Origin of the sequence: Chitinophaga sp. 30R24 (assembly GCF_049056765.1) — a bacterium.
Lineage (GTDB): Bacteria > Bacteroidota > Bacteroidia > Chitinophagales > Chitinophagaceae > Chitinophaga.
Genome location: NZ_JBJGXX010000014.1, coordinates 1 through 12,910, shown reverse-complemented (window position 1 = coordinate 12,910; position 12,910 = coordinate 1). Strand labels below are relative to the sequence as shown.

Below are 12,910 nucleotides of genomic sequence, written 5' to 3'. Positions count from 1 at the left end.
AAAGCCTTTGGGTTAGCCCCTGTTTTTGTACTGCTTATTATCTAATCAAATAGATATAGGCTGTTCCATTCTTCCACATAGCGTGCTCACAATAATTTTCGTTGCAGCGCTGTTGCTCCTAATTATTTACAGGCTGTTTCATCATTAAATGAGCAGTCTTTTTTAAGCGATTGGCAGTAGCCAGGAGCAGATTTTTTATCAGATCCATTGAATGGATAAATTTATTGCCAGTATTATCAATCTAACTGTATTGCTTATACGTATAAATAGATAGGGTATTATGTACACACTAAAAAATGGCTAAAAAATCTTTTCCTTTAAAATATATGCCCTGCTCAATCGTCTTTCACCTACGGAAACAACCATTGGGGCATTGTAATCGTTGATATATAATATGTTCAATTTCCCGGAAATCGACTATTTATTTTAAATGTTAGAATTTAATTATATGAAGGTTGTTTTTCCCTGTTTTGTAGCACTATTATTTAAAAATATTAAAAATAGCTTAAATTTTTTTCACTATCAATTGACTTACATGAGTTTAAGTATTTGATGAAAATAAATTTAAACAAACGATTAAATAAACGATTGTTTAAATTAAACGTTTGTTTAACTTTGCTGCGTCAAATTCAAAAAAGGGAACATGGAAGAATATAGTGAAAAACAGCTCTCAATTTTAAAGGTTGCGGAGCAGCTATTTGCCGATCAGGGCTTTCATGGCACATCGGTAAGAGACATAGCACAGGTGGCGGATGTGAATATTGCTATGATTTCCTATTACTTCGGGTCGAAAGACAAATTACTGGAGACTATTTTCAGATATAGAATGGAGGCTTCCAAGAAATTTATCCACGAGCTGGTGGAAAATGACACTATGGAGCCCCTGGAAAAAATCAATAGTCTGATCGACCGGTTTGTGAATAAAATGTTGGGAGAGCAATACTTTCAATGTATTATAAGCCGCGAGCAGCTCAACCGTCAACAAACTCCGGTTAGGGAATTGATCTGGGAATTGAAAAGGGAAATGCTGGGGTTGATGCAGCCCATCGTTACACATGCACAGGAGGCAGGCATCTTCCCTAAGGATATAGATGTGGAAATGCTGATGATTACCTTGTTCGGCACCATTCACCAGGTGATCCCTGCACAGCGTATTATCCGTAGCAATGATTCGCTCAAGGAAATGAATGAAGAAGAATATACCGAATATTTGAAAAAAAGGGTAAGTATACATTTAAAAAAATTGTTCAAAGCAATCCTAACACATGAGTTCTAAAAGCATATACACACGATTATATGCGCTTGCATCGGGAATCCTGCTGACTTTTTTCTTTCAGACAGCATCCGCACAACAAAGCGTTAAACCGCTTTCGTTAAATGAAGCCATATCGCTGAGTATACAAAACAGCAAACAATTAAAAGTAGGCAATGCTAAAGTAGATGAAGCAGTTGCCTCACTGAAAACGGCGAACGAGCGTCAGTTACCAGACTTTAGTATAACAGGCTCCTATCTTCGTCTTACCCAGCCGAATATAGACCTGAAGCTCCAACTGGGAAATGACAACAATGGCAATGGTAATGGCGGAGGCACTAAAAATGAAACCCCCAAGGTAAACCAGGCTGCTTACGGTATTGCCAACCTATCCATCCCCGTTTTTTCCGGTATGATGATCCAGGCTGGTAAGGAATCTGCCCGTTATCTCGCAGCAGCCGCCAAACTGGATGTTGACCAGGATAAAGAAGAAGTGATCCAAAACACGATCGCGGCCTACAGTAACCTTTACAAGGCTAAACAGGCGGTATATCTGGTACAGGAAAACATTAAACAATCCAGTGAAAGAGTAAGGGAATTCACCAACAAGGAGCAAAATGGCCTGCTCGCCCGCAACGATCTCTTAAAGGCGGAATTGCAGGAGTCTAATTACGAACTCGCCCTGATGGATGCACAGAATAGCCTGAAAATCGCTAACCTGAATATGAATGTTATGCTGGGCTTGCCGGATAATACCCTTATCGAAATAGACAGCGCCATCTTTAAGGTAAACAATAACATAGACAGCCGCGGTGTAACCGAATTTGAACAACTCGCTTACGAGAACCGTAAAGATGCCGCCGCACTCGGTGCCCGCGAAAAAGCAGCTAATGCAGGTATAAAAAGCGTTAAAGGTGAATATTATCCTTCTATCGCTGTTACCGGTGGTTATATAGCAGCTTATATTCCCAATCTGCTTACTATCACCAACGCTATCACTGGTGGTGTAGGACTGAAATATAATTTGTCTTCCCTCTGGAAAACAGGTTCTAAAATAAACGGCGCTAAAGCCCAATTAGCAGAGGTGCAGGCAAATGAAGCAAAGCTGAGAGACGGTATCCACCTGGATGTATTTCAATCATATGAAAACTATGTATTGAGCCACAAAAAAATGGATACATATATTAAGGCCATAGAACAGTCGGAAGAAAACTACCGGATTACTAAGAACAAGCACGATAACAACCTGGCTACTACAACAGATCTGTTGGATGCCGACGTAGCTAATCTGCAGGCGCACCTTAATTATGCTTATGCAAAAGCTGATGCCCTCGTAGCTTATAACAAACTGTTACAGGCTGCAGGTATACTGGATTCCAACAACAAATAATACCAAACCAATAAATATCAAAGCTGTGGAAACGCAAACTCAAACAAAACCTACTAACAATATAAACATGCAGGAAACATCCGCGCCTAAAAAGAAAAGTAAAGGGTTCGTTATAGTACTGGCTGCACTGGTACTTGGCGGCGGCGCATTTGGTCTCACTAAATATCTTCATAGTCTGCATCATGAGGAAACAGATAATGCGCAGATTGATGCAAATGTAAGCCCGGTAATTCCCCGCGTGTCTGGTTACGTAAAAGAAGTGAGAGTAAAAGATAACCAGTTCGTGAAAAAAGGAGACACCCTGGTGGTGCTCGACGACCGCGATCTGGTACTGAAAGTACAACAGGCGCAGGATGTGCTGTTAGCTGCACGGGCTAACCGCGGCGCAGCAGAAGCTTCTACAGTAGCAGCAGAAGCAGGTATCAGCACCGCTCAGGCGCAGGTGGGCACTATCGACGCACAGATCGAAGCTGCAAAAGTTAATCTCTGGAGGACTACCCAGGATTACCAACGCTATAGCAACCTGATCAAAGATCATTCTATTACCCAACAAGAATATGAGCAAGCGCTGGCTGCCAAACAAAGCGCTGAGCGTCAACTAGATGTGCTCGCCCAACAAAAAGCTGCTGCTAATCGTCAAACACACGTGGTAACTACCCAGAGCGGCGCTACTTCCAAACAGATCTCTGTAGCCGATGCAGGTATCAAACAACGTGAAACAGAGGTGGCAAATGCTGAACTGAACCTGTCTTACGCAGTGATCATCGCTCCGGAAGATGGTGTATTGTCTAAGATCTACGTACAGCCAGGACAGTATGTTACGGCCGGTCAGTCTTTATTCAGTGTAGTGCTGAGCACTACACCATGGGTAGTGGCCAATTTCAAAGAAACACAGCTGGATAAAATGAAACTGGGCCAGAAAGTGATTGTGCATGTAGATGCTTATCCTGAGAAATCACTGGAAGCAAAAGTAACTTCCTTCGCTCCGGCTACAGGTGCTAAATTTGCGCTCCTGCCTCCAGACAATGCTTCTGGTAACTTCGTAAAAGTGGTACAGCGTTTACCAGTGAAAATCGAGTTCACCAATCCTAACGACGAACTGGTAAAACAGTTACGCCCGGGTATGAACGTAGTGGTAGACGTGCATCTTGACTAATCTTATAAATGAACAGTACAACAGATCCGGAGTTAATAATTAATGAAAAACCATGGAATACAGGTAATCATTAACAAATACGACAGGCATATATCAATAGTTAGTAATCATCATCATCAGACAGGTCATATTCGTCATTAATTATTAACTCAGGATCAGTTGTTCTCATTCAAAATAAAAGCTGCATGCAACAAGAATCATTGATAGAATACGGCTCGCGCAGGGTGATTATCACCATCACTGCTATATTCTGCGCCTTGCTGGAGATAGTGGATACCACTATCGTGAATGTGGCGTTGAATGACATGCGTGGTAATATGGGAGCTACCTTGAGTGAGATCGGCTGGGTGGTAACAGCCTATGCGATCGGTAACGTGATCGTGGTGCCCATGACCAGTTGGTTATCCCAGCAGTTTGGCCGGCGTAACTACTTTGCAGCGTCTATTATCATCTTCACCGTTTCCTCCTTTCTTTGTGGTAATGCCACTACGATGTTGGAATTGATCTTATTCCGCTTTATTCAGGGTTTAGGTGGCGGTGCTTTGCTGGTAACCTCACAAACAATTATCACAGAAAGTTATCCGCCCGAAAAACGCGGTATTGCCCAGGCCATTTATGGTTTAGGGGTGATCGTAGGCCCTACTTTAGGTCCGCCGTTGGGAGGTTATATTACCGATAATTTCTCCTGGCCATATATCTTTTACATTAACATACCTATTGGTGTGATTGCTGCCCTGCTCACACTGCAGTTTGTACGCAGTCCTAAGTATGCTGAAAAGAAATCCGCCAGCGAAATTGATTTTATCGGTATCATATTATTGGCTTTAACAGTGGGTTCCCTGCAATATGTGTTGGAACGCGGGCAGGAAGATGACTGGTTCTCCGATCCGATCATCACCACATTGGCCATTACCTGTGTGATGAGCCTGTTCTTGTTTATCTGGCGGGAGCTCACCTATAAGAACCCGATCGTGGAACTGAGGGTGCTCAAAAATGGTAACCTGAGAATGGGTACCATCCTCTCGTTTATTATGGGTTTTGGGTTATATGGGTCTACGTTTGTAGTGCCGCAATATACACAGGGATTGTTGGGCTGGACAGCCACACAATCCGGGCTGTTAATGATTCCGGCGTCGCTTACCACGGCTTTCATGATGCCTATTATCGGTAAGATGCTGGAGAAAGGTATACCACAGCAATACATGGTAGCTGCCGGTATGTTCCTGTTCTTTGTATATAGTTTCTGGGGGTATAAGATCCTGACTCCTGCTGATACCGGTGCGGATGCTTTCTTCTGGATGCTGATCGTGCGTGGGGTAGGCTTGGGACTGCTCTTTATTCCAATTACCACTTTGGCGCTGTCGTCCCTGAAAGGGCAACAGATCGGCCAGGGAGCGGCTTTCACCGGTATGATGCGTCAGTTGGGCGGTTCCTTCGGTGTGGCCCTGATCACTACTTTTATGGCCCGTGCTAACATGAGCCATCGTAACGATCTGGTAGCTAAACTGGATATCAATAACCCGGACGTAATGAATCGTGCCAACGGCCTGGCGCGTAATTTTGTGGCAAAAGGAATGGACCCTCAAACGGCGTTGGGTAGCGGTTACAAGATATTAGACCTGAGCATTAACAAACAGGCGGCGGTATTGTCTTATATGGACGTATTCCTCTACCTCGGTTTGCTCTTCCTGGTTTGTATACCGTTTGTACTCATGGTAAAAGCAAAAAAATCAGGCAAACTGGACGCATCGGCGATGCATTGATGTTACCAGTTTACAGTATAAAATTATTGTTGCAATAACAGTGTAACAGTTGTAGGTTTAGGTAAATAAGCCCCGATTTTAATCGGGGCTTTCTTTTTTGGAAATTTTCTTTCCTGCTTATGATTTATAAAGGGATACCGGTTTTCCGGTAAATGAAGCTCAGGAGCCAGGCGGGGCCTATCAGCAGGAACTGAAGGTCTTTGAAGAAAGAAGGTTTGGCTCCTTCAATTTTATGCCCGATAAATTGCCCTATCCAGGCTAATACGAACAATAGCAATGCCACCTGCCATATTACCAATCCAGCATCTGCCAATAGCCGCCATAACCACAGGCAGATAAGGCCGATCACCAGCATGCCTACCGCCAGGGAAGGGGAGAGGCGTAAATAGTAAATGATCAGCAATAGCAAGGCTACATGCGCCACAGTTAAATACATCCCTGAAGGTTGGAAGGGCAAAGGAATAGCATAAAGGAAACCTACTATGCTGAAAAATATAGTAGGCACACATATCCAGTGGATCAGCTTATTGGTTGGATTACGGTGGCTGCTGCCATAGTCATCCAGCCATTGATGTATATTTTTCATCTTCTCCGGATTTAACTACTCCTTTTAATATACATCATTTTCAGGGGTTTACCGATTTTATTTTTCAGGTAAGCAGTAGGTAAAGTTGGCCTTTGCCAGGCAGGCTTTCGGGGAATTAAAAAACCCTGCCAGCTTTATGACAGGGCAAGGATGTACCCGGTTGAGGTTTTAACATCGGATAATGGTTCGAAATAGCGTTTAAGGATATACGAAATCACCGTGCTAATGGATTTTAGAGCGGTATTTTTAAAGTGCAGTTAAAATAATAGCTTTGGATAAATATTAAATGCTATGGAAACCATTGGATTTATAGGCACCGGCAATCTGGGCTACCCCATTGCAGTTAATCTGCTGAAAGCAGGTTATAAAGTAAAAGTATATAACCGGACCCGTGAAAAGGCATTGCCTTTGGAACAACTAGGGGCCATAGTGGTCAATAGTCCGGAAGAAGTGGCCGAGAAGGGCGGAATTGTGATGAGCCTGGTGGCTGATGATAAGGCGGTGGAGGCGATTGCCACCGATGCTTTGTTGAACGCCCTGGGAGAAGGTGGTATCCACGCTTCTATGAGTACTATTTCGCCGGATACCTCCAAAGCGTTGGCGGCACAACATGCGGCGCTGGGAGTAACTTATGTAACTGCGCCGGTATTTGCACGCCCCGATGCAGCGGCCGCCAAAGCCGGCAATGGCGTTATCTCCGGTCCTGCAGCGGCTAAAGAAAGGGTGAAGCCATTAATGGAGGCAGGTTTTGCAAGGAAGGTGTTTGATATGGGAGAAGATGTGGGAAGCGCCAATGTATTGAAGTTGATCGGTAATTTTATGATTGCTGCTGCCATGGAGCTAATGGCGGAAGCCTTTGTATTGGCGGAAAAGAATAACCTGGACCCAAGAGCGGCTTATGAAATGCTCACCACTACGCTGTTTGCCAGTCCTATTTTCCGCAATTATGGCGCTATGATATTGGACCGGGAATTTGCGGGCCAGCCTTATTTCAAGGCAGCGTTGGGATTAAAAGATATGAACCTTGTATTGCAAACCGCCAATAAATCGTATACGCCGATGCCGATGGCTAACCTGGTGCATGCCAGGTTAACAACCGTGATGGCTAAAGGAAGCAAAGATCCAGATTGGCTGGCTTTGGCCAGTGGCGCCTTCGAAGACGCCGGCCGTTAACCTTTATCTATTTCATTGACTGGGGTATGGTATCTGATACGGTGTTGCCTGCCCTGGTCAGATATCTGTTGCCCTGTGTATTCCATACTTCACCAAGGTATGGTACTGGCACTATTTGAAAAGTTCTCTTTTTTTTCAGCATAAAGGTATATATCGCCCTGCTATAGTGAAGGAAAGCGCTTTCCTTTGGGTAACTCTATGTGCATACAACCTAAATAGCATTACGTTTGTTGTATTGCTTAAATTTATTAACTATGAAAATTGTTCCGCTATTGGGTAGAATTTTATTCGCCCTGATCTTTGTTATGTCTGGTTTAAACCATATCTCGGGCGCTGGCGCAGATATGACGGCTGCTGCCGGGGTGCCTGCTGCCCATGTTCTGGTACCGATAGCTGGTTTACTGGCTTTAGTGGGTGGGGTGAGCATCCTGCTGGGCTATAAAACTAAGTATGGCGCCTGGCTGATTGTCATTTTTCTGATTCCTGTTACATTGGCTTTACACAAATTTTGGGGCGTAGCTGATCCTATGCAGGCGCAACTTCAAATGGCGATGTTTATGAAAAATGTGGCGATGCTGGGTGGTGCTTTGCTGCTGGCTTATTTTGGTGGAGGACCTTATAGTATTGATAATAATAAGGCCAAATAATACTGGCAGGGGTTCCCTGCATTTTTGCAATAGCCATTACGGGAGCCAGCTACCGGTAGCAGCTATACGTAGCTGTAGTCCGGCGCTGACTATCCGTAATTTTTTTGCAACGGTGGGTACAAGGACAAGGGATATACTTAGGCCGTTTGTTTCGTCTGGTTTGGGATCGGCGGGCATGTCGATCCGTTGATGAACGGGCATGTGCACGTTTATGCCTGGGGTTCGTTAGCAGCTTTCTGGCTATTTCTTCCAGCAGTTTCAGGCCGAGCAATCCGCTGATAGGTCCGTTGCTGCCTTCGCCGCCGTTGATAAGTACATCGGGCATTATGCGGATCTGTTGTGCGCCGATTGCCTCCATTACTTTTAGTTGGGTGAAGTTATCGCCGCCCATTGCTTCCACCGCCAGTTTGTAAGACGCTGCACTGGACTGGCCGATAGCGAGGATTTTTTCTGCTTCCGCTTTACCGGTAAGGGCAATTTTTTCTGCATCTGCTTTGGCGGTCCATTCGGTGCGTTCTGCTTCCGCTTTCGCCAGCAGTCTTACTTTTTCCGCCTCACCGGCTGCTATGAGCTTCATACGGTCACTTTCCGCGTTGGCTTGCAGGCATACGCTGTTCGCATCGCCAGTGGCTTCTACCTCAAACAGGAAGGTGTTGATACGGTAAGATCCGGGAGTGATGATGGCGGTTTGCCGGCCTTTGCGGCCGCCGTTTTGAAGGAATGCGACGGCGTCCTGGAACGAATCGCAGGTTACTTTCCGTGCCAGTATGGCGCCGGTTTCCAGCTCTCCGCCATCTTTAGCCAGTACCAGTCCGATTTTTCCGGTAGGAATGATCGTAAAGGGTTGAAAGGTAATGCTGTACTGCCAGATCCATTTCCAGAAATAGATGCCTGGGGCCAGTGTTGGGGCTTGGAAACCAGCTTCTCCGCTGGTGGCCAGGATGCGGCCTTCGGGAGTTCTTGTTTGCCGAAGAGTACAAATTTTTTGGTGACCAGGCCAATGCGGTCTTCCGGTACAATTACTACGCCAAAGCATATACGAAGAATAGCTTTGTAGAGTGCGAGGCATAGAATGGGCATGCCAATGAGCAATGCCCATTTGAGAAGTGAGTTGTCCATTGAAGGATGTGTTTATATGTTGTTTAGGTAAACGTGTTGGTATGGCGCAACAATGCTGCTGACGTATAGGTCAGATCATGGGAGTAAAACGCCGTTCTGGTATTAGGAAGTGGGGGGTGAAGTATTGAAGTTAGTGGCTATAAAAGCTGTCAGTTGGGTTTTGCCGGAGCAACTATCGGATTCCATCGTAAGAATGAATTACGGCATAAAAGTGATAAATATTTCTCAACTATCAAAAATATTTTATGGAAGGATAATTTTACGGGTTAACCATTTTATAGGGTTTAACTTAAACACTATCGTTTTCTTTAATCTTTTCCCACTTTTTTAGAAATAAGTAAAGGGGAAAGGGAATAGTTAAACATCTAATTTTTTTTGATTTCTGGAAAAACAACCTATCTTGGTAGGCATTTAACAAGTTTTTTACTTGCTAAAACGATTTACTAAAGCAAATCTAACTGGATATTTTCTTATATTTGTCTGCTTAAACGATTTAGCAAAAAGTCTATTTTATAATATTATGAAGAATTCCACGGCGTTAGGAATTGATATCGGCGGTTCTCATATTACCGCTGCATTGGTGGATCTCAATAGCAGATCTATTATTGAAGGTTCCTGGAACCGTACCCGTATTAATTCACAGGGGACAGTAGCGGATATCATAGACGCGTGGGCGGCGGTGATCAGTGAAGTGTTTTCAAAAGCGCCGGCAGGTATCCAACATATTGGTATTGGTATGCCTGGTCCATTCGATTATCAAGCGGGCATCAGCCTCATGAAAGGGCAACATAAATACGACGCGTTGTACAACTTGAATGTGAAAACGCTGCTGGCTGCCAAACTAGGCATTGCTCCAGAACAGATCCGTTTTATTAATGATGCCGGCTGTTTTCTCCAGGGAGAAGTGTTCAGTGGCGCCGGCAAAGGATACCAGCGTGTAATCGGGGTTACCCTGGGCACCGGTTTGGGTTCTGCTGCTTATTATGATGGTATTGCCCACGACGCTAACCGTTGGTGCGAGCCATTTAAAGACGGTATGGCAGAAGACTATATTTCTACCCGCTGGTTTGTAAAACGTTATCAGGAAAGCACCGGCGAAACTGTGGCAGACGTGAAGGCCTTGGTAACACGTATATCCGTTGATGCTAGTGTACAGCATTTGTTTGATGAATTTGCCATTAACCTGGCCGGCTTCCTGACAGGCTTTGTACAGGCAGAACAACCGGAAGCCATCGTAATAGGCGGCAATATTGCTAACGCATCTTCACTCTTCTTCCCGCTGTTAAAAGAAGAATTGAAAAAACAACATATAGACCTTCCTATTATAACTGCTTCCCTGGGCGAAGCAGCTGCCTTAATCGGCGCAGCCAGCTTGTGGCACGAACTCGAGGAAGCTTAATATTATTACGTTATTACTTTTTAGGCGTTTACCGTAAATGTTTCTCAACGCATTTATGGTAAACGCTTTTCTATTGATGTTTATTGATCGCAATTGGCTGGTAAAACTTACTATGCCTTTTTCGGAAGCAGGCAAAGTAGTATTTTAAACTGGGTGAGAAAAGATGTATACCGGGCATGATGCTACGAAGTAGGTGGACGTTATTGTTTGTAGGGGGGTTTAAAAATAGCTGAAAATTAATGAACTGGTATATTATGGAAAGGAAACTTTTGAAGAGGTTTCTTATCTTTGCTTGCGGAAGCTTGCTAGGGAATATTTTACCCAAGTACAAAAACGGGAATGAATAATTGTAAAAAAGTACTTATTTAGCATAATTGTTACCCGGATTTTTAGAGACATTGGCTGTAGTATAAACCCACTGATGTTAAGCTGTTTTGTAAGCATTGATCTATTTTGTTAAATTATTACTATATACCCCTTATCGATGAAATATATTTTTGTATTGTTTTTATTATCTGTGGGCCTGCAAATGAAGGGGCAGGATCAACATAAGCCAGATACTATTGTGGCATTGAAAGATAGCCTGCAGCGAAAGGCAACACAGATACCTGGAAAATATCTTTCCCAGGTGAAACAAAAGACAAATAAGCTGGATCATGAAGTAACCCGCCGCAGTGAGCAGGCGCTTACCCGTTTCATGAAGCAGGAGGAGAAAATGAAGAAACGTTTAGGTAAGATTGACTCCCTCAAAGCAGCAAATTTATTTTCCCATTCTATTGATTCTCTTGGAAGCTTAAAATCCCACTTGAGCAGCAAGGCTGGTAAATACGCCGGTGTATTGAATCAGTCAGGCGGTGCATACCTCGATAGCCTCAGCAATTCCCTGGCCTTTCTAAAAGATTCCAAAGGGTTATTGGATCAATCAAAGGGTATCACTGATAAGTTGAATGGCTCTTTGAAGTCGGTAGATAACCTGAAAGACAAATTACAACAAGCGGAACAGATCAAAGCATATATCCGGGAACGTAAACAGCAATTGAAAGAGCAGTTGGCCCAGTATACCGGATTTACTAAGGATCTGCAGAAAATGAACAAGGAAGCTTATTATTATTCACAACAGCTTAAAGAATACAAAGAAGTCTTTAAAGATAAAAAGAAGGCGGAGCAGAAAGCAATGGAAGTGATCAGGAAAATACCGGCTTTCAATGATTTCATGCGGCAACATTCCCAACTGGCCAGCCTCTTTAATATACAGGGATCGGCGGCTACCGCCCAAAGCCTGGAAGGATTGCAAACCCGCAGCCAGGTGGAGCAATTGATACAGCAGCGTATCGGAAGCGGTCCCAATGCCAGTGCAGCGGTAAGTCAGCAGATGGCCGAAGCGCGCAGCAAATTTGATGAACTGAAAAGTAAATTCCCTGATCTCGACAATGCGGCAGATATGCCGGATTTCAAACCTAAGGAGATGAAAACTAAAAGTTTCCTGCAACGGTTGGAGTTTGGCAGTAATTTACAATTTCAACGCAGTACTAAATTCTTCCCGACTACTGGAGATTTCGCCGGACAGGTAGCCTATAAATTTCATAAGAGTGGCAGCGCCGGTGTAGGACTGGCCTATAAGTTAGGTATGGGCACCGGTTTTAATGATATTCGGTTTACCAGTCAGGGTATGGGTATCCGTTCCTTTATCGACTGGAAGTTGAAAGGCACTTTCTTCCTCAATGGTGGCTATGAACAAAACTACCAGCCCGGGTATGCCGGCGTGGCAACAGGCCTTGGCCAGCAGTGGACGCAGAGCGGATTGATAGGGTTGAGTAAGAAGTATAAGATCAACAGTAAGATGAAGGGAAATATGATGGTGTTGTTCGACTTTTTATATAATCAGCATGTACCGAGAACCGATCCGGTCAAGGTGAGGTTGGGATATAATTTTTAAACCTGTGCATACGCCCAATAAGTTTCAACTATAATAATAGTAAAGAGCAACCTATATCAGAGATTCATCATCAACAGAAGAGAAAAGTAAGTAGCATGTTATACCGCCGTTATTTATCCGTATGCCTTTTTTTTATTTGTAGCCTGGCAGCAGGTCTGGTAAATGGCCAGAATATTCCTGGAGGGAGTTCGCCTGTTCCAGCGGTTGGGGTGCCGGTACCTGGCCCTTATACCTATACAAATATTAATTATATACGTACCTGGACGCCATCGATGAAAACCAGCGATGCCTCTGTAGTTACTGCTCCTGGCCGCCAGGTAGCTGAGGTAAAGCAAGCGACCCAATATTTTGACGGGCTGGGAAGACTGATTCAATCGGTAACAAAAGGGGCCAGTCCCGGAGGTAACGACCTCGTGGCCCCTGTTGTATATGATGCATTTGGAAGAGAGCAATTCAAATATTTGCCCTATGTGTCTCAAGGAAATGGAA

At 44.1% G+C, this 12,910-nt stretch carries 11 protein-coding genes; 9 read left to right on the top strand and 2 right to left on the bottom strand.

Annotated features, from left to right (window positions below):
* Positions 1–643: 643 nt before the first annotated feature.
* The 4 genes from ACDQ55_RS19485 (at position 644) to ACDQ55_RS19470 (ending at position 5,561) form a co-directional block, all read left to right on the top strand.
* Entirely contained in the window at positions 644–1,276 is a 633-nt protein-coding gene (locus ACDQ55_RS19485; RefSeq protein ID WP_420983219.1) for a TetR/AcrR family transcriptional regulator, read from the top strand.
* Positions 1,266–2,642 carry a TolC family protein gene (locus ACDQ55_RS19480; protein WP_420983217.1) on the top strand — a complete coding sequence of 459 codons (1,377 nt, stop codon included), beginning with the start codon at positions 1,266–1,268 and terminating at the stop codon, positions 2,640–2,642. The genes ACDQ55_RS19485 and ACDQ55_RS19480 overlap by 11 nt, the downstream gene beginning before the upstream one ends.
* Positions 2,643–2,709: 67 nt before the next feature.
* Positions 2,710–3,798 (top strand): HlyD family secretion protein, encoded by a 1,089-nt coding sequence (locus ACDQ55_RS19475; RefSeq protein WP_420983216.1) that lies wholly within the window; start codon positions 2,710–2,712, stop codon positions 3,796–3,798.
* A 185-nt stretch (positions 3,799–3,983) separates the two neighbouring features.
* Positions 3,984–5,561 carry a DHA2 family efflux MFS transporter permease subunit gene (locus tag ACDQ55_RS19470; RefSeq protein WP_420983214.1) on the top strand — a complete coding sequence of 526 codons (1,578 nt, stop codon included), beginning with the start codon at positions 3,984–3,986 and terminating at the stop codon, positions 5,559–5,561.
* A gap of 124 nt (positions 5,562–5,685) precedes the next feature.
* Here the strand turns inward: ACDQ55_RS19470 and ACDQ55_RS19465 are convergent, their stop codons facing one another.
* Positions 5,686–6,147: a DUF962 domain-containing protein gene (locus tag ACDQ55_RS19465; RefSeq protein WP_420983212.1), complete on the bottom strand. Its 462-nt coding sequence runs from the start codon at positions 6,145–6,147 to the stop codon at positions 5,686–5,688.
* Between the two features lie 291 nt (positions 6,148–6,438).
* On the opposite strand from ACDQ55_RS19465, the gene ACDQ55_RS19460 reads away from it, so the two are divergent.
* Positions 6,439–7,320, top strand: coding sequence for an NAD(P)-dependent oxidoreductase (locus ACDQ55_RS19460; RefSeq protein WP_420983211.1), 882 nt, complete (start codon positions 6,439–6,441; stop codon positions 7,318–7,320).
* Positions 7,321–7,574: 254 nt separating this feature from the next.
* Positions 7,575–7,967 carry a DoxX family protein gene (locus tag ACDQ55_RS19455; protein WP_420983210.1) on the top strand — a complete coding sequence of 131 codons (393 nt, stop codon included), beginning with the start codon at positions 7,575–7,577 and terminating at the stop codon, positions 7,965–7,967.
* Positions 7,968–8,016: 49 nt separating this feature from the next.
* Here the strand turns inward: ACDQ55_RS19455 and ACDQ55_RS19450 are convergent, their stop codons facing one another.
* Positions 8,017–9,003, bottom strand: a complete 987-nt coding sequence (locus ACDQ55_RS19450; RefSeq protein WP_420983208.1) for a hypothetical protein — start codon at positions 9,001–9,003, stop codon at positions 8,017–8,019.
* Between the two features lie 603 nt (positions 9,004–9,606).
* Here ACDQ55_RS19450 and ACDQ55_RS19445 point away from each other — a divergent pair.
* The 3 genes from ACDQ55_RS19445 to ACDQ55_RS19435 all read left to right on the top strand — a co-directional run.
* A complete protein-coding gene (locus tag ACDQ55_RS19445; protein WP_420983206.1) occupies positions 9,607–10,485 on the top strand; it encodes an ROK family protein in 879 nt (292 codons plus the stop codon).
* A 484-nt stretch (positions 10,486–10,969) separates the two neighbouring features.
* Positions 10,970–12,421 (top strand): coiled-coil domain-containing protein, encoded by a 1,452-nt coding sequence (locus tag ACDQ55_RS19440; RefSeq protein ID WP_420983205.1) that lies wholly within the window; start codon positions 10,970–10,972, stop codon positions 12,419–12,421.
* A gap of 95 nt (positions 12,422–12,516) precedes the next feature.
* The coding region (locus ACDQ55_RS19435) for a DUF6443 domain-containing protein (protein ID WP_420983203.1) at positions 12,517–12,910 on the top strand (394 nt) is incomplete at its 3' end.